Consider the following 20,602-nt stretch of genomic DNA (forward strand, 5'->3'; position numbering starts at 1 on the left):
AGTTTATTAAACTGGCACTTTAGTATTAATTCTCCATAAAAGAGACGCAAGAGCCCGATTCTCTAAGGTTATTAAACTAAATCATCTTGGGCAATTTCTCGATCGATTTGTTCGGGATTTTGTTCGTAGTAATACCAAGCTGCACTTAAATCTTCCGCAGTCAATCCAGGGTAATTTGCCAATAATTCTTCATCCGGCGCACCTTGTTGACGATACGCTACCAAAGTCCATACAGGAATTCGTGTATTTCTAATTTGTGCTTGTCCCCCGCAAACTCCAGGTGTAACACGTGTTGTTAGCCTGCGCTGCGTCACGCCATGACGACGTTTACAACTCATCAATTGTCACCAACCCGCCTTCTGTAAACTGAATAACGAGTTCCTGCTCATCCAATAAAGCAGTTCCAAGTAAGGGTCGCCTTCCCGTAGCGATAACCAGAACTTCTCGCTCCTCGCCGTCCCAAAGGACAGTCGCTTCGTAAATTGGAAGCAAGACTTCGCTGTTATCTGCCCAATTTGCGGGAGTATCGTGTCTGAAGGTCAAACCCATCAATGAAATCGCTTCTGGAGGAAGGCACAATTCTCCTGTGAAGCCTGTATCGATAACAAACTCCATCGTGATAACCGTTCCGAAGCAAATAATGAATTACAGAAATTATATCACAATCGAACCCAATAAACGCGGTGGTAAGCCTTGTGTACGTGGCTTGCGAATTACAGTTTATGAAGTGCTTGAATACCTAGCTTCCGAGATGACCGAAGCAGAAATTCTTGATGATTTTCCCGATCTAACGCGAGAAGATTTAAAAGCTTGTATTGCTTATGCGGCTGACCGTGAACGTCGGCTGATGATTTCGACCTGATCAGCATGAAATTACTGTTTGATGATTCAACCCAGTAATAAGGTGTGTTACATTTCATTAACGCATCCTACAAGATCGGCGATCGCACTAAGAGAGGGGCGATCGCATTGTATTTAGCTGCGGTTTTTACGAATCCACACCCTCAAGTCTCGCTTGGCCTGGGTTTCTCCTTGTTGGGCGCAATTACTTAGAAACTCATAAAGCTGCTCTTTGGGAACATCAGGAAATGTTGGACTGGTCTGTACTTCTTGATATTGACCATTTTTAAGCTCATAAAGCTGCAAAATTTTGCCGTTGTAGCGCCAGAATTCAGGCACCCCTAATTCTGCGTAAAGAAGATTTTTGTTGATATCCGTGTGGGTGATGTCAACTTCTACGACCAAATCTGGCGGTGGATCGATGTTGAGATCAACAGTTTTACCTCGCACCAGGGGTTCATTGGCAATGTAGTATCCCTGATCGGGTTCAGCCCCCGCTTTTAGTCCAGGGCGATCGAGGGTGGTGGATTCCATGCTTTTGATGTTGAGATTTAACTCTTCAGTCAGAATCTCGATAAATTGCCCAATTAACCCACTGGAATTTTCGTGTGCTTCTAATGGAGTCATAATCTCCAGAATGCCGTTGTAGTAGGTCAGATGAGCCGAGGGATTTTCACCTAAGGTTTGACGGATTGTTTGATAAGCGTCCCAATCTACATGAAGAGATACACGCTTTTCTGGGAGCGATCGCTGTAATTGGGATATATCAGTTGGAAAGGTATGAACCATAGATCCAATATTCCAATATACGACATGATGCTTTAATCATACTGCGAATCACTCTTGAAAAGTTTGCGCGTCCGGGTTTCCCGGCGCAAAACTTTTCGCTTTCTAACGTCTGCTTGACGAAAGTTGTTGTCAAATTCATCGTACATCAAGAAATACTTAAAATCATCGCTTTTCTCAAAGATGTTTAACTCTGAAATTATCGAGTTTTGAACAGAAATACATGGTAATATCAGACAGGTTAGCAATAATGCATAGCCACCTATGAATTACAGAGATTACATCACAATCGAACCCAATAAACGCGGTGGTAAGCCTTGTGTACGTGGCTTGCGAATTACAGTTTATGAAGTGCTTGAATACCTAGCTTCCGAGATGACCGAAGCAGAAATTCTTGATGATTTTCCCGATCTAACGCGAGAAGATTTAAAAGCTTGTATTGCTTATGCGGCTGACCGTGAACGTCGGCTGATGATTTCGACCTTATCAGTATGAAATTACTGTTTGATGAAAACTTATCCCCTAAATGATCCACCCGCTTGAGCGATCTTTTTCCAGGCTCGCTTCATGTTATGGATGTAGGCATGAAAGCAACAATAGACCCGATAGTTTGGAATTCTGCAAAAGATAATGATTTGATGATCGTCTCGAAAGATGCTGATATGCACGATCTGAGTTTAGTGTTTGGGAATCCCCCAAAAGTCATCTGGCTTAGACTTGGAAACTGTTCTACCTTACAAATTGAAAATTTACTGCGTAGGGAGTTCAGCATGATCAAATTATTTTATGAAGATGAAAATTCATCATTGCTTGCCCTCTCATAATTGCACTAAAAAATTGGAACTGCGTTCAAGCCAGTAATAATGTGTGTTACATTTTACTAACGCACCCTTCGAGATCGGCGAGTGAATTGAAATCACCTTGGTCGTGATGTATGTCATTTAATACTAGTTACTATGAGAAATATAAGAGGACATTGTCTACGAAATAATACTGTCCGCTCTCTCCGAAACAAATCCAATGTACTCAAAGACCGACTTTGAATACCGTTGCAAATCATATTCTATCTCTTCCAAAGATTTATTCTTGAGGTCTGAAAAGAATGAAAACTTTGCTAAAGCGTCATCAACTTCTCCTACATGCTTGATTTTATTATTCAGAACTCTGCATTCATCAATATTTTGATAATTAAGATAAGCAGTTATGTCAATATTCAATTTCTTGTATCGTGCTATTTTTTTATCCCAAACGTGCGAAGACTCGGAATAAGCCATACCAAGCTGTTTTTCTAAAGAGAGTAGGATTCGACTAGTGAATTGTTCAACTGTTGCCCAAAGTGAAATAACAAACGAACTGTTTGCAAAGTATTTAGTTCGGACTAACATCAAATCATTATTATAGATGAATTCCCTTACCCTGGAAAACGAAATTTCAAATTGCGCTAGTTCATCTTCATCTGAAGATTCGTCATATTTTTTCTTGATTTCCTCTAGCTCTTTTGTAAGGCTTTCAACATGCTTATTTTGTTGAACATATTGAGAATAATACATTTGGTAAAATGTACATAAATCCGCATGATAAAAGATTAAACTATTGAAAATGATCAGCAGATCACTATTCCGTAATATTGGAAATTCAGGCCTATCGTCTGGATGTAGCTGCATGGTCGACAGAATAGGTGTATTCATTTAGCTTTCCTTATTTGATTGGTTATTCATTGCAGCACTCATCTCGGAGTCACTTTAAAATTGCCAGAAGTAATGAGAAACCTAACTATTTATTATACGAAAAATTTACGTATATTTAGAGTATTATGCGGAATTTTACCGCACAACATCCTATGGAGCAACGCCCCAAAAAGTTAATTAAGTTGCTCTATAGTTGCATTCGTCGCATTCCCCACCAAGCGATCGCAAACTCGACAATTCCCAAAAGCAGCAAAGCACCGATGAGATGCCAAGTTCCAAACCAGCCTGAACCCCTCACAAATACATCCCGACAGAGTTCAATGTAATACCGCACGGGAACTAAGTAGGAAGCTATGGAAAATGGAAACGGCACTGTATTGAGGGGAAACAAAAATCCTGCCAGCAAAAAGGCAGTCAGCACTTTAATTGTGCCGATTGCTTGTACAGCCGCGCTTTGGGTGGTAGTAAAAATGCCGATGATTAATCCGAGTTGTACACTTACCCAGATGAATATGGGAGTACCAATAATTAAGGGGGTGGGATCGCCAATCACGCGCACTTGAAACAACAAAAAACCGACAATGAATAGAATTAAAGCTTCTCCCAATCCCACGAGGGTATATGCCAAGGATTTACCTAGCAATAGTTCCCAGGCACTGAGGCTAGAGGCGTAAAGCTGTAGAATTGTCCCTTGTTCTTTTTCTCGGACTAATGCGATGGCTTCGCCAAAGCCTTTGGCTAACGCTATCAACAACGGCGGTGTGTTGGTACAAACAAATTGGCGGCGTATAGTGCGATCGCTTGACTTTTAAGACAGTCGCTACGGAATTTGTGAGAAAGTGTGATCTATTTGTGATTGAAAAGTGCGATCGCCTACTATTATTAATATAAAGTTCTAAAGAACTTGGTCGAATCTAATTTTGCAACATCAAGATTTTGCAGACAGTATTACCTTTGAGTCCTACCGAAACAAATTACTGCCACCTGATGAAACCATATTCTGTTATAAGCTATGGCTAAAGACCTATTTCATCAAGCTGTTAAACAAGCCTTAATCAAAGACGGGTGGACAATCACTAATGATCCATTAACTATTCGTATTGATCGCGTTAAACTAGAAATTGACCTTGGTGCAGAGAAAGTATTTGCCGCCGAAAAAGATGGACAGAAAATTGCTGTAGAAGTTAAGAGTTTTATCAATCCTTCCAATATTAGCGACTTTCATAATGCTTTAGGTCAATTTCTCAGTTATCGTCTGGCTTTGCAGATGACAGAATCTAATAGAATTCTTTATTTAGCTGTACCTATTGATATTTTTAACACCTTTTTTCAGGAACGTTTTACTCAAGCAGCAATTTTACAGTATGACCTAAAAATCCTAGCTTATGAACCAAATAAAGAGGAGATTATCGCATGGAAAAACTAGCTAAATATCGCCAAATTGTGCGGGAATTACTAACTGCCCATGCCACAACAAACGAGCCAAATATTGAATGTCAACTCATTTTTGATACAGAACATGATCATTATCAAATTCTCGATCTTGGCTGGCAAGGACTAAATCGTATTTATGCCTGTTATATTCATTTAGATATTAAAGACGGCAAAATCTGGATTCAACATAATATGACTGAAGCTGATATTGGTCAAGAATTAGTTGATAAAGGAGTTCCCGCGTCAGATATTATTTTAGGTTTGCATCCCCCGTACAAACGCCCTTACACTAATTACGGCGTTGCTTTCTGAGTCACATCTGCGGAATGTGGGTAATAACTCATAGTTGCATTCGTCGCATTCCCCACCAAGCGATCGCAAACTCGACAATCCCCAAAAGCAGCAAAGCACCGATGAGATGCCAAGTTCCAAACCAGCCTGAACCCCTCACAAATACATCCCGACAGAGTTCAATGTAATACCGCACGGGAACTAAGTAGGAAGCTATGGAAAATGGAAACGGCACTGTATTGAGGGGAAACAAAAATCCTGCCAGCAAAAAGGCAGTCAGCACTTTAATTGTGCCGATCGCTTGTACAGCCGCGCTTTGGGTGGTAGTGAAAATGCCAATGATTAATCCGAGTTGTACACTTACCCAGATGAATATGGGAGTGCCAATAATTAAGGGGGTGGGATCGCCAATCACGCGCACTTGAAATAACAAAAAACCAACAATGAATAGAATTAAAGCTTCTCCCAATCCCACGAGGGTATATGCCAAGGATTTACCTAGCAATAGTTCCCAGGCACTGAGGCTAGAGGCGTAAAGCTGTAGAATTGTCCCTTGTTCTTTTTCTCGCACTAATGCGATCGCTATCAACAACGGCGGAAAGATGGCTAAAATCACCCCGTAACTTCCAGGTACAATAAATAATGATTCCTGTCGTCCCGGATTAAACCAGAGTCGCACTTGAGAAATTACACCAACCGAGTCAGCAAGTTTACCGAGTTGGGCTTGTACAACTGACAAAGTTGTTCCCTGAATCGCCAATCTTGTTACCCGTGCGTTGATCACATCACTGCCATCAATCACAACTTGAAGATTTCCAGTTTTACCCGCTTGTACCTCAGCAGTAAAGTCTGGTGGAATGGTGACTTGCACTTGAGCCGTTCCCCGGTCGATGGCATCGGGAAAGCGTTCGCCTTGCCATTGTGCTGGGACAAATAAATTGGTGGCGTATAGTCGTTCAACATAACTCCGGCTAAAGCTTGTCTGGTCGAGATCGCGCACCGCCAGGGCAATGTTTTTCGCTTCGAGCCGAATTGCATACCCAATAATTAGCAGGGCAATCACAGGTAAAATGAATGCCAGGGCAACACCTAAGCGATCGCGGACAAACTGCTCTAATTCTTTAAATAACTGATTGCGAATGCGGCGAATCATCATGGCGGCGCACCTCCGGCTCGTTGCACTTCACCAATAAACGCATCTTCTAAGGAAAATGGTATGGGTTGAATATCTGTAAGAGAGAGATTTGCAGATTGCAGATATGACCGCACTTGGGGCAGTTCTTCTTTGGGATGATCAAGAACAACGTGGAGGCGATCGCCAAAAATTGAGACGCGCCACGGTTCGAGAAATTGCCGTAAGCGATCGTAACTTCCTTGCAGTTCGCCAATTTTTAACTCAAATAATTGACCGGGTTGTGCGGCTTTAATCTCACTGGCAGAACCTTCGGCAACTTTCCGCCCTGCAACCATAAAACACATCCGGCTACATTGTTCTGCTTCGTTCATATAATGGGTTGTCACCAAAATTGCCGTCCCATGACGAGCAAAATCGTTAATCAATTGCCAAAATTGCTGCCGTGCTAAAACATCTACGCCAGAAGTCGGTTCATCTAAAAACAAAATTTCCGGTTCATGGATTACAGATGCCCCAAATGCCACCCGTTGCTTCCATCCACCGGGGAGTTGTCGTGTTAGTAAATGTTCTTGTCCTTCTAATCCCGAAATGGATAACACCCAACTAATTTTTTCTCGCTGCTGACGGGGTGGAATCCCATAAACCCCGCTATAGAACTGCAAATTTTCGAGAATGGTTAAATCATCATAGAGGGTGAATTTCTGACTCATATAGCCGATGCGTTGCCGCAATTCTGCACTGCGAAGATTGCCTGTTTCTCCAGCGAGTGAGATTTCTCCAGAACTAATTGGCAACAGTCCACATAGCATTTTGATAGCGGTGGTTTTTCCGGCTCCATTTGCACCCAAAAGTCCATAAACATCGCCATAGCGAATATCAAGATTCAAATCCACAACGGCGTGAAAGTCACCAAAAACGCGATTGAGATTCCGTGCAGAAATCGCTATTTTCGCCTTTGCAGGTTCAGATATTGCCAAGCTTTTGACTCGCGGAAATGGCAGAGATTTTGGTACGGAACCTTTCTGACGTAACAGTGTGGTAAAAACATTCTCTAGTGTGGGTGATTCTGGTTGAATTTGCTCGAACTGTACATTATTTTGAGTCAAGCGATCGCGTACAAAGGCAATTCCCGATTTCACATCTTTCACCAAAACTTCAATGCGATCGCCTAGTGTTGACACCTCTACAATTTCACCTGTGACAATCAGGGCTTTTTCTGCCTGAATTAGCTGCGAAGTGCGGATAATTAAGCGATTTAAGCCTAAATTCCTCTTAAGTTCTGCGGGAGAACCCATTTGCTGAATTTGTCCGTTGTAAATTAATGCCACGCGATCGCACCGTTCGGCTTCATCCAAATCAGGTGTCGCAACCAGCACGGTAATATTTTGGGCAGTTAATCCAGCCAGAATGTCCCAAAACTCACGCCTAGCAATGGTATCAACTCCAGTTGTTGGCTCATCCAGCAATAATACTTGCGGTTCAGCAATCAAGGCACAGCACAAAGCTAACTTTTGCTTCATCCCACCAGAAAGACGACCGGCAAGGCGATCGCGAAATGAATCGAGTTGCATCAACTTGAGATACTTGGTGCGTCGCGCATCAACTTGATCTTCGGGGACAAGTCGTAATCCTGCACTGTAATAGATATTTTCATCCACACTCAGATCGGGATAAAGAGAAAATTGTTGAGTTAAATATCCAGTATAATTTCGAGCATCGCGGGCAGGTAATCCCAGAATTTTAGCATCCCCTGCGGTAGCCTCCATCACCCCACCCAAAATATTAAATGCGGTTGTTTTTCCTGCACCGTCAGGCCCAATCAATCCAAACAATTCGCCACGGCGGATTTGCAGATCAAGTCCGCGAATTGCAATGGTTTTACCATAGTGTTTGTAGAGTCCCCGAATCTCGATTGTCACCTCATTTAGGTTTAGAGAAGCAGCAGGAATTAACTCAGTGGAAACCTTCATACGCTAAAACCTTATTTATTTTTCCTGATTGTTTGAATATATATATCTAAAATTTTATAGCTAATATCATGTTTGATTGAATACTTTATTCTATGTATAGTCTATGCATAAATAAAACATTCAAAAGGAATAGATAATGTTTAAATTGTCTACCCATCAAGATATAAAATTATTTGATAAGCATTGAATAGAGCAAACATATAGGACTCCGACTTGAATTTTGAACGGATACTGAGACGGAAAATTCCGTTTTATCAGGATTTTATCCGAAATTTCGTTAAGAAATCAGATATGAGTCCTATATTAGATAATAGGACTTACGCACTGTACAAATTAATCATGTCATAGTGTGCCTTTACCAAAATAGCTTCTTTCAGGCTTTAATGAATAGTTTTATTGATGTCGTTTTGTATGGTTTTAGCAGTTCTAAATCCCTACGGGTAATGTGGCTTTTCAATAACACCTATTTAGTATTTTCTGTCAATGCTTAAGTTCTAGATAATTAAAAAAACAACGGAAATTGACAATGGATAATTTTTCTTTTTTAACCCAAGTGTTCCCATCAGTTGATATTTTCATAGGATTTAAACCAGCTTTAAAAAGAAATACAAAAGGCAAAACAACTTTTAGTTTTTTTGATACTGATGATAATTTAATAGGTAGTCGGGTATTAAAAGAGGCAAGAGGTCTCAAAAAACTTGCGGTTCCTTCAATAACTCATAAAATCCATATTAAATCATTCAATGAAGATTACTATCTTGCTGATGTTAAATCAATAATTGAGGACTGCATTAAAGATAAAATTGCCTACGTTAAAAGAGATTATGGGTTAACACCTGAAGAATATTATCAAGAAATACTAGAAAATCGTGCAAAAGCAAGTTTAATTAAAGAAGCAGCTTTAAAAATTGATAAATTGGATTCTCCATCTGGTGAGGAATTAGAAGTTAAGCATGAATAGATAAAATAAACCTCCATATTTATTTATAGAGGCTTTTTTGACTATTTTCATCTATTGTGGACTGGTTCACTAGCATTTTGCAAAGTTCCACAATGTTTACAATAGGGTAAAGCTTTGTAAGTAAGTTCGTGACAATTTTCACATTCAACAAATTGATCATAACCACAGTGTGGACAATAAATATCGTTGTGTCGAATTGTCTTAGCACAATTGATACAGCGTGATTTTTGTACTCTGCTAACTGCTTGGACTTTAGTATTAAAAACAATTCTCTGAAAAAATTTGATAATGCCAAAACCAACCAGGGGAACCACCAAGATGTAAGCATAACTGACTAAAAACAACAAGCCACCCAAAAGTGAGCTAACGATATCAAAGATAAACTTAAATATTGCGCCAACTTGCAGAAATTCAAAGATTTTTAGAACTAGCGGAATCAAAAATATAACTAATAAATGCCAACTAATTAGCCCAATGAGTCCATATCCTCTATGTTGAGAAATATTGTGAACTAATAAGGCTATAAAAATTAAAGGCAGCAGAAATAGCGCTTGAAAAGTAAGTTGAATACTTGGATACCAAAATGATGCTTTCTTATAGCCTGTTTCAACTTCTATAAATGAATTATTGGTTTTAATAAAAGCTAAAAAATTAGTACTTTCTGGCTTGGCAAGTAGTTGATTTTTTAGTTGAGAAATTTCTTGTTTAAGTGTTGAAATTTGACGGTTATTTTGTTCTAATGTTTGTTTGGCTTTTTCGGCACTGACTTGATTAATTGATTTATCATTAGACTGACCTGCAATTTTTTCTAACAGTGTTGAGTCATATTGAGCGCGAATATTATTATTGGCTTGTTGAAGGTTGTTAACTTTGTTTTGTTTTTGTTGAATGGTTTTGATAGTTTGCAGGTTTTGGGGATTTTTAATTTTATCTTTGTACTCAGCATACTGTAGGCATATTGGAGAAACTTTGCCCAGATGACCTTCTTCTTGTTGTTGATATATTTCTCGATAACTAAGTGGACTATTAGAGTATTCTGGCAATGCCAAATTAATCATGTGATAGTCTTTATCAGTGGTATTTTTTGTCCGGTAATTGTTCCATTCGGAATAACATGGATAAGCCTGATTAGGATTAAGATGCCATCCACTAATATCATTAAGTCCTGTGAAAACATTGACTAAGATAAAAATATCAATCAAGATAATGACGATCAAACTTACTTTATTTAGAGGTTCGTTATTGACTTTCCTGGATTTACTAAATAATTGACCCAATAAACGGCGTATTTTGGTAAACATATTATTTTCTAACTTGGGGATAATTATTGAAGATAACCTAAAACTGAAGTATTTCAACTACTTCACCAACCACTTTGGTTGATTGGCATAATTGAATACGAAACTTTATCAGGTTACATAGATAAATGCATTATACTTTGTATTTTAAGATACCTGTAATTCACGTGGTAGCTGAATAATGTAACGAAGCATAACAAGTATATTAAGAGATATATATATTTCTAATGTAAAGCTAAATAATATTTTATTATGGCAATTATAAGAACCATTAATATCCTGATTTCTGTTGTTTGGTCTTGATTTCAGGTTAAAAAATCAATTTTAATCAAGGAAAATAAATGCATGAATAAATATTTAATGAAAACAATAAATTATAAAGAATGGAAAATTGAAATATATCAATTTTTTGCGAGAAACAGATTTGAAGTGATGTGCTACAGCCCAAGTGGTAGCAAACTAGATTATTCAAAAACTTCTATGAGATGTTGGTTTAAAGAAGAGTTTGCTATTGAAGAAGCTCAAGAATTTATAGACTCAATTATGACTAATAAAAATTCTGATCCAATGCCTGTTACAAATTGGGAGTACTTTGAATTAGCTAAAACTCAGCAGGTAGATTTATCGCAGTTGGCAAGTTGAATCTTTAAACTCAGTGTTTAGTTATTGAACATAGCCCAAAACTGAAGCAACCCAACCAATTAAACTCCCACTCAAAACCAGCCAAGCGGCATTGATACTGTAGCGAATGGCTAAAATTGCAGAAGTGAGTGCGATCGCTAAACCGAACAAATCTACATAGGGGAATTGTGATAAAGTTAACGTTGCAACTCCCAATTGCAGTGTAGTGACTACCATCAGCGCCACAGCACTCACATTGACAGCATCTAAAAAAGCCCTTGTCCAAGATGAGGCACGTAGGCGGGGAATCAGGGGATTTAAGGCAGCAACAAAGACAAAAGAAGGGAGAAAAATTCCCAAAGTAGCGACAACTGCACCAGGCATACCAGCGATAACATAACCGATAAAGGTTGCAGTAGACAGGACTGGTCCAGGAGTAAATTGACCAATTGCGATCGCATCTAATAACTGCTGTTGTGTCAACCAACCATATTCTTCAACTAATCCACCTTGTAAAAAAGCTACCAGTAAATATCCCCCACCAAACAATACACTACCAACCTTCAAGAAAAACCAACCTAATTGCCACAAAGGCACAGATACAGCATTTACTGATATTACTTGCGAAGTTACACTAATAGTTAAACCTGCGATTAACAAGTTAGTCTGATTTCCTGGTGGATTATTTTGATTACCACGATTTAACCAAACCATCCCCAATAATCCACCTAATAAAAGTGCAATTACTTCACTTACTTTCGCCACTAAAGTCACCACCCCAACAGCGACGGCAATTAATAGTAACTGACGCGATTTCACTGCCTTTTTTGCTAAACGCCAAAGGGCATTAAAGATAACAGCTAAAACAGCAGGTTTAATTCCATAAAGTAAAGGCGAAACTTGCGGTAAAGTTCCATAATTGACATAAACCCAAGCCAATATACCTGTAATTAAAACCGCAGGTAAAATAAAACAAACACCTGCTAAAATTAGCCCTAGCCATCCTGCATAAATGTATCCAATATGAATTGCCATTTCTGTAGAATTGGGGCCGGGAATTAAGTTAGTTGCACCTAACAAATCCAGAAAATGCTCCTGTGTCAGCCATTGACGACGCTTAACTACTTCATCTTCAATCATGGCAATATGGGCAACTGGTCCACCAAAACCAATTACACCTAGTTGAAAAAAGAGTTTAGCGACTTCACTCAAACGACTTAGCTGCACATTATTCATTTTTTTGAGTTAATTATTGTGCAGCTTGATTGTATAATATAAAAATAAAATGTCATAAAACCTAATATCTAATTCACACATTCATCAATAATTGAGGCGGATGTTGATGATGTAGAATTATTTTTACAGTTAATTATAGTTGATTGATGTTGGGTTTCGTTCCATTGCTCCGCAACGCTAACGCGAACAACCCAACCTACGAGGAATTGCGATTCCACTGACAAGTCAGCGCTTGTGCGATGCCTGCGGCGAGCGAAGCTATCGCACTGAAATTCAATTTTCATCACTTTTCTTTTTACCTCCACTTTCGGTCAATGAACTCCCAAGTAGCTTCGAGGAACTCTCCATTGGGCAAAATAATACCAACTCCAATGAAATCGCCCAGATCAAGCTCCCCGATAGCTCCAGTCAAATCAACGTCAAACAGTCCTCCGACATTAAGCATATCCCATGTGGCTCCTTCCAAGTTGACGTTTCTCATATTGCAGTGCTGGAACTCGGCATTACTCATTTCGGCACCTCGGAAAGTAGCCCCTTCCAGATCAACGGAGACAAGGTAAGTTTGTTGCAAGAAAGCACCATCCAAATTAACTCCTCTCCAGTTGGCTTCCTCAGAAACAACATAAGTCAAATCAGTTTTGGACAAGTTAGCCCCTTCCAAGTTAACTTGATGGAGCCTAGCATCCCTCAATTTGGCTCCAGACAAATTAGCCCTACTCAGGTTGGACTCAGCCAAATTAGCTTGATTCAAGTTAATTCCGGGCAAATTAGCTCCACTCAAATCAATCCCCTTGAGGGTAGTGCTTCTAAAATCTCTCTCCCCAGCAGCATACCGTTGAAGCAATTCCTCGACAGTTATTCTCATACCTCAACTCCTGCATCAATTCACACATTCCAAGATAACCCACTCAATCTCTAGCAAACCCTCTTCGACCCCACCTTTAACATCACCCTCCAAATAACCGACCTCCCTACCGGACAACTAGCAGAAGCCCAATCTAATACGACCAAAAAAATCCCTTCTCCTTGAGGAGACGCTACGCGAACGGGTATCCAAGAAACATTACTTGTGCGATGCTTTCGGCGAGTGTAGCGATCGCACCACTCTCTTTATTCCGATATAATAACAAATACTATTAACAGGTTTTGAGTATGCAAATTAGCGAAGAGATCACAATTAAAGTTAGTCCTAATGTTGCTCAAGCTTATCAAAAAGCAACAGAACGTAAAAAGCAATCTCTAGCAACATTGGTTAGTGTATTTTTAAGAGAGGAGATGAATGAAGAAGTTGATTTTCTCGGTAAATTGATGGATGAAATTAGTGATAGAGCAGTTTCCAGAGGCTTGACACCAGAAATTTTGGAGACGATTCTAAATGAAGACTCTCCCTAACTATGTGTTGGATACCAATATTGTTGTTAGTGCTTTGCTTTTCAAAAATAGTCAACCGCGTCAAGCCTTAGATAAAGCTCGGCATCAAGGAACTATTTTGATGTCTCAATTCATTTGGCAAGAAATAACAAAGGTTTTGACAAGACCAAAGTTTGAGAAGTATGTTACTGCAATTGAGAGGGATTTATTTCTAGGTTGGTTGGCTGAATCAGTTAATTTTATTGAAATTAGCAAGACTATTGTTGCTTGTCGAGATGCTAAAGATGATAAATTTTTAGAGTTAGCTGTTAATGGCGATGCAAAATTAATCGTGAGCGGAGACCAAGATTTATTAATTCTGAATCCTTTTAATGGAATTGCTATTGTTACAGTTAGACAGTTTTTAGAGATGGAATAATCTGGGAAGTGTCCTGTAGGGATACGTTTCTCAACCTACCCTACGAGGAATTGCGATTCCACTGGTAATGGGTAATTGGTGATAAAATTCCTGTTTTCATCCTGTTCATCCTTTAATCCTGGATATCCTGATTCAGACAATGTGTCTAAGTAGCACTAAGGAAATTTCTAGCAGAGATAGCAGTATCTGTAAAGTCACTGAAAACACCATCTATACCTAAGTCAAAAAATAGTTGATACTCATCTTGGGGATTTCCTTGAAAATCTAAAGGTAAGAACAAATTTTCATTGCGGAATGTCCAAACATGAACTTGTAAACCAGTTTGATGTGCATCACTAACTACGGATGTCGGAGATAGTAATTTATCATTGCTATCTTTGGGAAGTATTAAATTTTTGTTTACTCCTATCGCTTGTGCATATTTAGCAATTTCTATCAACTCTGTTGGATTTACTAAATATTGATATGTGCGATAATCACCATTAACTACAAAATCATAAGGTTTTCCCGAATCATTAATTAATTGTACTAGAGGTAAATCTGTTTTTTTAGATAATTCTTGCAGATTACCAACTTCAAATGATTGAATAAATATAGGTAAATTAATTTTGTGTAAAGTTGTGAGTAAATTATCTTCTAATGGTAAACCAATTGATTTAAAGTAAGTTGGATATTTCGTTTCTGGGTAAACTCCAATCATTCGACCTATTTCCAAACTTTTGCGTTTTGCTAAATCAATAATTTCATTTAGAGTAGGAATCGTAAAAATTCCATTATATGCTATGTTTTGAGGACGAATTTGAGGAATACGTTCTTTAGCAGTTAATGTTTTTAATTCCGCCAAAGTAAAATCTTCCGTAAACCAACCTATTTTAACCTCACCATCAATTATTTTAGTAGTTTTCAGGTGAGTAAATTCTGTATGAATAGCAACATTAGTAGTTTCAGAAATTTCATTTTCATGACGAGCAATCAAAATACCATCTTTGGTAATTACTAAATCTGGTTCAATATAGTCAGCACCTAAATCAATTGCTAATTCATAAGCAGCTAAAGTATGTTCGGGACGATAGCCACTTGCACCACGGTGAGCAATGATAATAGGACTTTGGTTTGTGAATATTTTAGCCATAGTCTTAATTGTTACAGCACTTCCTGATGTTATGAGGTACAGTTTTTCATCGCCAAGCCCGTAGGGGCGGGGTCTCCCCGCCCTCAATTGCCCTCAATTGCCCTCGATTGTATTGCATTCGACCAATATCTGCTGTATTTAGTGTGACAGGCAGCCTTAGTCCTGATCTAAAAATTTTTCTGCTCTCTTATATAAATCAGCGTTTTAACACAAAAAAACTAGTTTCAAATAGAAGCAACAAGATATTATTATTACATATCTGTAAACCGTCCCTAAATAGTTAACATTTCGTCACAACCAGTCAAAAGTTTAGCCTAGCCTAGCTGCTCACTTATAGGTACTATAGATAACTTCAAAAACTGGGCTTCAAATTTACACATCTTTACAATTAGCGGCTTAGAGAATTGAGTCAGTTGGGTAAACACTTGATAGCCATGTTGCTGATTAAAGCTGAATAGGAGCGATTTTGACAGATAAATTGTTCAGAGAGCTTATTACATTGTTTAAAGTTATGTAGCCTTTTACTTACAGGCTATCAAGCCCTGCGGTAAACTATGCCTTGATTATGATTCCTTCGCAGAGAAGAACACTCGAAAGGAGCAGTTTTTTCCATGTCTCATACCGTAAAAATCTACGATACCTGCATCGGCTGCACCCAATGCGTCCGCGCTTGTCCCACAGACGTACTAGAGATGGTTCCTTGGGATGGCTGTAAAGCCTCTCAAATCGCCTCTTCACCCCGCACAGAAGACTGCGTAGGCTGCAAGCGTTGCGAAACTGCTTGCCCCACCGACTTTTTGAGCATCCGGGTTTATCTAGGCGCTGAAACAACTCGCAGTATGGGTTTAGCATACTGAGAATTTTAAAAAACTCAGTAATTTAGTGCTGAGGACTGAGCAAGGGAGAAACAAGAAGCAAATCACCTAAAAGCATTCTTGATTCTTCCCTCAGCACTCAGCAACCTAATTTTTTTCAATTATTCTGCATAGCAAATGTCTTTAAAACTTTATAGGGTAGCCATTTCTGCCCAATAAAGTTGTTCTTTATAGAGTAAAATTCCAAAATCCATAACACAACCTAGTGGTAATGGGAGCAAGTTGCTCCTTTTTATTTTTTATTTGCTAAAATAACCATTCTGTGATGTCAAGTATCATTTATTAAATTTCAATGAACAGCAAATAGTTGTTTAGCCGATAGTGAGATATTTAAACCCATTGCTAAAGCATTAGACCTTCTTTGAAGGTAATTAAATCGAGAGTAACTGATAATCAGTGGTATAAAAAATGTGTGGAATTGTTGGATATATAGGAACTCAAGCGGCAACAGATATTTTATTGGCTGGACTAGAAAAATTAGAATATAGAGGTTATGACTCGGCAGGAATTGCCACAATTTGGGAAGGTGACGTTCACTGTGTACGGGCTAAAGGTAAGCTGCTGAATTTGCGTTCTAAACTAGAACAAATAGAAAATCCTGCCCAAATTGGTATTGGTCATACTCGCTGGGCTACTCATGGTAAACCAGAAGAACATAATGCCCATCCTCACATGGATACGGCGTTGCGGGTAGCAGTGGTGCAGAATGGCATTATAGAGAATTACCGGGAGTTACGGGAACAATTAAAGGCATTAGGACATGAATTTCGTTCAGAAACAGATACAGAGGTAATTCCTCATCTAATTGCTGAGTGTTTAAAGCATTCTGATCAAAATTCTCTTTCTCCTTCGGTTTTTTTAGATGCGGTGCGGGAAGCGGTGAGTAAGTTGGAAGGGGCTTATGCTGTTGCAGCTATTTCAGCTGACTACCCTGATGAATTGATTGTAGTCCGGCAACAAGCACCTTTAGTCATTGGTTTTGGTCAAGGTGAATTTTTCTGTGCTTCCGACACACCGGCAATTGTTCCCTATACCCGCGCTGTGTTGCCCCTAGAAAACGGTGAAATTGCTCGTTTGACTCCTTTAGGGGTGGAGGTTTATAACTTTGCCGGACATCGTTTAAAAAAGCATCCCCGCACCATCAACTGGAATCCCATTATGGTGGAAAAACAGGGATTCAAGCATTTTATGCTCAAAGAAATTTATGAGCAACCGGGAGTAGTTAGGGATTGTCTAGAAGCTTATTTCCCAACGGAATTGTATGGCAACTCAACTGAAAAATCACCTGTCAGACTGGGTTTAGCTGATGATTTTTACGCAGATTTAGAACAAATTCAAATCGTTGCTTGTGGTACAAGCTGGCACGCTGCTTTAGTTGGTAAATATTTATTAGAACAATTGGCGGGAATCCCCACTCAAGTACAATATGCTTCTGAGTTTCGCTATGCACCATCCCCGTTAACTGCTAATACTCTGACTATTGGTGTTACACAATCGGGGGAAACTGCGGATACTCTAGCAGCTTTAGCGATGGAAAAAGAACGTCGTCAGGGTAAAGAAAGCAAGTATCAAGCACGACTTTTAGGAATAACTAATCGTCCAGAAAGTAGCTTGGGGAATATGGTTGCAAATATCATCAATACTCATGGGGGAATTGAAATTGGTGTGGCGGCGACAAAGACTTTTATTGCTCAATTGATGGCGTTTTATGCTTTGGCTTTAGATATAGCTTATCGTCGCCATGAGATTACTGTGGAAAGATTTGAGGAAATTCTCACAGGTTTACGCCAGCTACCAGGGGAAATTGAAGCGATTTTAGAAACTCAAGAAATTTATATTGAGCAATTAGTACATGACTTTGCAGAAACGAAGGATTTTATCTTTATTGGCAGAGGAATTAATTTCCCCATTGCGTTAGAAGGGGCTTTGAAGTTAAAAGAAATTAGTTATATTCATGCTGAAGGATATCCGGCGGGGGAAATGAAGCATGGTCCCATTGCTTTGTTAGATGCGAAAGTCCCAGTAGTTGCGATCGCAGTTCGGGGTAGTGTATATGAAAAAGTGATCTCTAATGCCCAGGAAGCGAAAGCCCGTGATTCCCGGTTAATTGGTGTGACTTCTGTGAAAGATGGGGAAGCAGGGGAAATCTTTAATGATTTAATTCCTGTTGCAGAAGTAGAGGAAATCCTTTCACCAATTCTCACAGTTATTCCTTTGCAATTATTGGCTTATCATATTGCAGCCCGTCGGGGTTTGGATGTAGATCAACCGAGAAATTTAGCCAAATCCGTGACGGTGGAATAGATAATAGACCTCTTGCTGTGGAGGTTGTGGAGGAATAAAAAAGTTGGAAAATAAATAAAAAATTTGTACAATTTCTCCTGTGGGTGTATCTACCAATCATCCAAAGGAGAATTTTTTGTGGGTAGGACGCTATTCTTGTGAGTCGTAATTTTTAGGCGATCGCTCAAACCCACCTTCCGCACCCCTAGTATCACAATCGGTAATTTCAGATTTTTGAATACCATAAAGGATAATTTTTATACAAAAATGTGGAAATTTCAGATGGCGATCGCGTACCCTACGGGAAGCAAGCTACGTGTAGTGTCTCGTAGAGAAGCGCTGCTGTAAGCAGTTCGCCAGTCCCAAATCTCCAAACTACCAATTTTCGTTGTGTGACAGTTTAGGGTGCGGAAGGTGGGTTGTAACTATAGAGTACTCATACCACCATCAATGATCATCTCGCTACCCAGCATGAAGGATGATTCATCTGAAGCCAGGAACACTGCTGCTTTGGCTATTTCAATCGGCTCACCAAATCGTTTTAACGGAATCTGATTGCGGATTACCTCTGCCATCTGCTGGACATTCGCCACTGGCATACCCAGCTTCTCATATATTGGGGTGGATACAGGACCTGGGCTAATGGCATTAACCCGAATACCTCGCTCAACCAGTTCACCTGACAGAGTTCTTGCTAACGAGATCATCGCAGCCTTACTTGCACCGTAGACGCTAGAGTTTGGCATCCCGATATGAGCATTAATTGAAGTATTCAGGATGACCGAAGCGGGATTCGCCAAAATTGGCAACAGATTCTGGATGAGAAAATAGGGGCCTTTGAGATTGACTGCAATTTGATTATCGAACGATGCTTCATCCCAAGCCTCAAGCGGTTGAAAGATACCGATTCCGGCGTTAAGAAATACGGCATCAACCTGATCAAAAATTCCAGCGATTTGCTCCGCCAAGCGCTTTTGCTCGCCGACTTGACCAGCCTCACTCTTGATGACGATTACCTCTTTGCCCAGTTCTTGCTGTGCCTGAGCTAATGTATCCGGGCTACGTCCAGTAACTATTACACGCGCACCCTCTGCCAGAAATTGCTTGGCTGTTTCAAGTCCTATACCTGTCGTGCCACCAGTGATGAGGGTACGCTTTCCTTGCAAACGATTCATGAAAACTCTCCTAATATAAGTCTTTAAAGTCTCTCGCTCACAATATCACAAGGTTTTGGGTCTAATTTTTATGCGATAGCGATCGCGTAGCGTCTCGTAGAGAAGCGCGACCTAGGAATCACCTCAATTATCTGTCTGTGAAAGGGTTTACTGTAGGCGATCGCTTTTTAGTATGTCGAACGAGAAGCAATGTTCCACTACTACTGCTTGCTTGTCACACAGCCATCTTTAATAGACACAGTTTGAAACACCTGCTATTTTTCAAAGCCAAGATTTAGAGAGTAATGCCTTATATCTAGCTACCTAGAATCAAAATCTCATCCTTCAGAGAGGTAGCAAGCTGCTAGTTTACTGCGATCATTGGGGTGGAGTAAATTTTGGATGCAGTTTGTTTTAACCATTGTTTCTGGACTGATTTTAGGGTTCGTGATTCTTTCACCGAATCTCAACCTCAATCTCAAATCAGAGATTGGTTTTCTGTCCACAATTGAGGGAATTACGGCTTTAGGCTTAAGCATTTACTGGTTCTTTCGCTACGTTCATTTTGGGCAACAATTGTCAGCCCTGGAACCAGCTTTACATCGTAGCCGCAAGGAAATAATTCAAATTTTATAGGAGTTTTAGTCAAATTGGCAGCAATGTTAATGACGTTAGTCGGCATCGGAACAATTGTTATGACATTGCTCCTCAAAACGCTTTCAGTTCCGCAAGGAACCGCTATCTATCTGACAGGGCAATTAATCGAGCCAATTCATATTTTTGTTTTACAAGCAAATATCTGTATGATTGTAGCTCAATTTGTGGGAATTGGAATTCCATTTTAGCTTGCAAGTCGTGTAGAACACCATTAGCAGAAAATACTATGAATGAATTACTTAGTTTGTAGAGTTTTAATGATGAATTTAAATAAGAATTTAGGAGTCATAAATCAGTAGGAAAAATATTCTTTTTCTCTTCTGTTCCCTGTTATATCAAATATTCTGTATCCTAAATCCTTACGAATTTAAAGTAAACAAAGTGTTGATCAAATTAGTAAAAATGCAGAAAGAGTAACAATTGCAGATTACTTTAAGTGAGATTAACCCGAA

25 protein-coding genes and 1 pseudogene are annotated in these 20,602 nt (G+C 39.4%); 12 read left to right on the forward strand and 14 right to left on the reverse strand.

The window, feature by feature from the left end; translation table 11 throughout:
• Positions 1 to 71: 71 nt before the first annotated feature.
• Together VB713_RS04925 and VB713_RS04930 are read right to left on the reverse strand one after the other, a co-directional pair.
• A complete protein-coding gene (locus VB713_RS04925) occupies positions 72 to 338 on the reverse strand; it encodes a DUF433 domain-containing protein (protein WP_323310466.1) in 267 nt (88 codons plus the stop codon).
• Positions 328 to 615 carry a clan AA aspartic protease gene (locus VB713_RS04930; RefSeq protein ID WP_323310467.1) on the reverse strand — a complete coding sequence of 96 codons (288 nt, stop codon included), beginning with the start codon at positions 613 to 615 and terminating at the stop codon, positions 328 to 330. The genes VB713_RS04925 and VB713_RS04930 overlap by 11 nt, the downstream gene beginning before the upstream one ends.
• Before the next feature lie 25 nt (positions 616 to 640).
• Here VB713_RS04930 and VB713_RS04935 point away from each other — a divergent pair, with 25 nt between their 5' ends.
• Positions 641 to 862 carry a DUF433 domain-containing protein gene (locus VB713_RS04935; RefSeq protein WP_323310468.1) on the forward strand — a complete coding sequence of 74 codons (222 nt, stop codon included), beginning with the start codon at positions 641 to 643 and terminating at the stop codon, positions 860 to 862.
• Between the two features lie 113 nt (positions 863 to 975).
• Here the strand turns inward: VB713_RS04935 and VB713_RS04940 are convergent, their stop codons facing one another.
• On the reverse strand, positions 976 to 1,629 hold the full coding sequence (locus VB713_RS04940; protein WP_323310469.1) for a Uma2 family endonuclease: 654 nt from the start codon (positions 1,627 to 1,629) through the stop codon (positions 976 to 978).
• Between the two features lie 261 nt (positions 1,630 to 1,890).
• Here VB713_RS04940 and VB713_RS04945 point away from each other — a divergent pair, with 261 nt between their 5' ends.
• Both VB713_RS04945 and VB713_RS04950 read left to right on the forward strand, forming a co-directional pair.
• Positions 1,891 to 2,121 (forward strand): DUF433 domain-containing protein, encoded by a 231-nt coding sequence (locus tag VB713_RS04945; RefSeq protein WP_323310470.1) that lies wholly within the window; start codon positions 1,891 to 1,893, stop codon positions 2,119 to 2,121.
• Positions 2,122 to 2,165: 44 nt separating this feature from the next.
• The gene (locus tag VB713_RS04950) at positions 2,166 to 2,450 is read left to right on the forward strand and encodes a DUF5615 family PIN-like protein (protein WP_323310471.1); all 285 of its coding nucleotides are present in this window, start codon (positions 2,166 to 2,168) and stop codon (positions 2,448 to 2,450) included.
• Between the two features lie 156 nt (positions 2,451 to 2,606).
• Here the strand turns inward: VB713_RS04950 and VB713_RS04955 are convergent, their stop codons facing one another.
• Positions 2,607 to 3,314, reverse strand: a complete 708-nt coding sequence (locus VB713_RS04955) for a hypothetical protein (protein ID WP_323310472.1) — start codon at positions 3,312 to 3,314, stop codon at positions 2,607 to 2,609.
• 187 nt (positions 3,315 to 3,501) lie between these two features.
• The gene (locus VB713_RS04960) at positions 3,502 to 4,068 is read right to left on the reverse strand and encodes an ABC transporter permease (RefSeq protein WP_323310473.1); all 567 of its coding nucleotides are present in this window, start codon (positions 4,066 to 4,068) and stop codon (positions 3,502 to 3,504) included.
• A gap of 258 nt (positions 4,069 to 4,326) precedes the next feature.
• On the opposite strand from VB713_RS04960, the gene VB713_RS04965 reads away from it, so the two are divergent.
• Together VB713_RS04965 and VB713_RS04970 are read left to right on the forward strand one after the other, a co-directional pair.
• Positions 4,327 to 4,740, forward strand: coding sequence for a XisH family protein (locus VB713_RS04965; RefSeq protein ID WP_323310474.1), 414 nt, complete (start codon positions 4,327 to 4,329; stop codon positions 4,738 to 4,740).
• On the forward strand, positions 4,728 to 5,060 hold the full coding sequence (locus VB713_RS04970; RefSeq protein ID WP_323310475.1) for a XisI protein: 333 nt from the start codon (positions 4,728 to 4,730) through the stop codon (positions 5,058 to 5,060). The genes VB713_RS04965 and VB713_RS04970 overlap by 13 nt, the downstream gene beginning before the upstream one ends.
• 28 nt (positions 5,061 to 5,088) lie before the next feature.
• On the opposite strand, the gene VB713_RS04975 is transcribed toward VB713_RS04970, so the two are convergent.
• Complete coding sequence (locus tag VB713_RS04975) at positions 5,089 to 6,195, reverse strand: ABC transporter permease (protein WP_323310476.1); 1,107 nt, start codon at positions 6,193 to 6,195, stop codon at positions 5,089 to 5,091.
• Positions 6,192 to 8,144: an ATP-binding cassette domain-containing protein gene (locus VB713_RS04980; RefSeq protein WP_323310477.1), complete on the reverse strand. Its 1,953-nt coding sequence runs from the start codon at positions 8,142 to 8,144 to the stop codon at positions 6,192 to 6,194. The genes VB713_RS04975 and VB713_RS04980 overlap by 4 nt, the downstream gene beginning before the upstream one ends.
• Positions 8,145 to 8,670: 526 nt before the next feature.
• On the opposite strand from VB713_RS04980, the gene VB713_RS04985 reads away from it, so the two are divergent.
• A complete protein-coding gene (locus tag VB713_RS04985) occupies positions 8,671 to 9,105 on the forward strand; it encodes a hypothetical protein (protein WP_323310478.1) in 435 nt (144 codons plus the stop codon).
• Positions 9,106 to 9,152: 47 nt separating this feature from the next.
• Here the strand turns inward: VB713_RS04985 and VB713_RS04990 are convergent, their stop codons facing one another.
• Positions 9,153 to 10,406 (reverse strand): hypothetical protein, encoded by a 1,254-nt coding sequence (locus VB713_RS04990; RefSeq protein ID WP_323310479.1) that lies wholly within the window; start codon positions 10,404 to 10,406, stop codon positions 9,153 to 9,155.
• 342 nt (positions 10,407 to 10,748) lie between these two features.
• Between VB713_RS04990 and VB713_RS04995 the strand changes: the two genes are divergently transcribed.
• Entirely contained in the window at positions 10,749 to 11,045 is a 297-nt protein-coding gene (locus VB713_RS04995) for a hypothetical protein (protein ID WP_323310480.1), read from the forward strand.
• Positions 11,046 to 11,066: 21 nt separating this feature from the next.
• Here VB713_RS04995 and chrA read toward each other — a convergent pair whose 3' ends face one another.
• From chrA to VB713_RS05010, 3 genes are all read right to left on the reverse strand, one after another.
• A complete protein-coding gene (chrA, locus tag VB713_RS05000) occupies positions 11,067 to 12,260 on the reverse strand; it encodes a chromate efflux transporter (protein ID WP_323310481.1) in 1,194 nt (397 codons plus the stop codon).
• Positions 12,261 to 12,328: 68 nt separating this feature from the next.
• Complete coding sequence (locus VB713_RS05005) at positions 12,329 to 12,544, reverse strand: hypothetical protein (protein ID WP_323310482.1); 216 nt, start codon at positions 12,542 to 12,544, stop codon at positions 12,329 to 12,331.
• 11 nt (positions 12,545 to 12,555) lie between these two features.
• Entirely contained in the window at positions 12,556 to 13,125 is a 570-nt protein-coding gene (locus tag VB713_RS05010; RefSeq protein ID WP_323310483.1) for a pentapeptide repeat-containing protein, read from the reverse strand.
• A gap of 287 nt (positions 13,126 to 13,412) precedes the next feature.
• On the opposite strand from VB713_RS05010, the gene VB713_RS05015 reads away from it, so the two are divergent.
• The gene (locus VB713_RS05015; protein WP_323310484.1) at positions 13,413 to 13,652 is read left to right on the forward strand and encodes a hypothetical protein; all 240 of its coding nucleotides are present in this window, start codon (positions 13,413 to 13,415) and stop codon (positions 13,650 to 13,652) included.
• Positions 13,636 to 14,049 (forward strand): putative toxin-antitoxin system toxin component, PIN family, encoded by a 414-nt coding sequence (locus VB713_RS05020; RefSeq protein ID WP_323310485.1) that lies wholly within the window; start codon positions 13,636 to 13,638, stop codon positions 14,047 to 14,049. The genes VB713_RS05015 and VB713_RS05020 overlap by 17 nt, the downstream gene beginning before the upstream one ends.
• Before the next feature lie 145 nt (positions 14,050 to 14,194).
• Here VB713_RS05020 and VB713_RS05025 read toward each other — a convergent pair whose 3' ends face one another.
• On the reverse strand, positions 14,195 to 15,181 hold the full coding sequence (locus VB713_RS05025; RefSeq protein ID WP_323310486.1) for a glycerophosphodiester phosphodiesterase: 987 nt from the start codon (positions 15,179 to 15,181) through the stop codon (positions 14,195 to 14,197).
• A 611-nt stretch (positions 15,182 to 15,792) separates the two neighbouring features.
• On the opposite strand from VB713_RS05025, the gene psaC reads away from it, so the two are divergent.
• Together psaC and glmS are read left to right on the forward strand one after the other, a co-directional pair.
• A complete protein-coding gene (gene psaC / locus VB713_RS05030; protein ID WP_015215228.1) occupies positions 15,793 to 16,038 on the forward strand; it encodes a photosystem I iron-sulfur center protein PsaC in 246 nt (81 codons plus the stop codon).
• Between the two features lie 426 nt (positions 16,039 to 16,464).
• Positions 16,465 to 18,360, forward strand: coding sequence for a glutamine--fructose-6-phosphate transaminase (isomerizing) (gene glmS, locus VB713_RS05035; protein WP_323310487.1), 1,896 nt, complete (start codon positions 16,465 to 16,467; stop codon positions 18,358 to 18,360).
• 89 nt (positions 18,361 to 18,449) lie between these two features.
• Here glmS and VB713_RS05040 read toward each other — a convergent pair whose 3' ends face one another.
• Both VB713_RS05040 and VB713_RS05045 read right to left on the reverse strand, forming a co-directional pair.
• On the reverse strand, positions 18,450 to 18,584 hold the full coding sequence (locus VB713_RS05040; RefSeq protein ID WP_323310488.1) for a hypothetical protein: 135 nt from the start codon (positions 18,582 to 18,584) through the stop codon (positions 18,450 to 18,452).
• Between the two features lie 180 nt (positions 18,585 to 18,764).
• A complete protein-coding gene (locus VB713_RS05045) occupies positions 18,765 to 19,514 on the reverse strand; it encodes an SDR family oxidoreductase (protein WP_323310489.1) in 750 nt (249 codons plus the stop codon).
• Positions 19,515 to 19,895: 381 nt separating this feature from the next.
• Between VB713_RS05045 and VB713_RS05050 the strand changes: the two are divergent.
• Positions 19,896 to 20,338 (forward strand): annotated as a pseudogene (locus VB713_RS05050) (DUF3611 family protein).
• Positions 20,339 to 20,602 lie beyond the last annotated feature (264 nt).

Source organism: Anabaena cylindrica UHCC 0172, assembly GCF_034931625.1.
GTDB classification, from domain to species: domain Bacteria; phylum Cyanobacteriota; class Cyanobacteriia; order Cyanobacteriales; family Nostocaceae; genus Anabaena; species Anabaena cylindrica_A.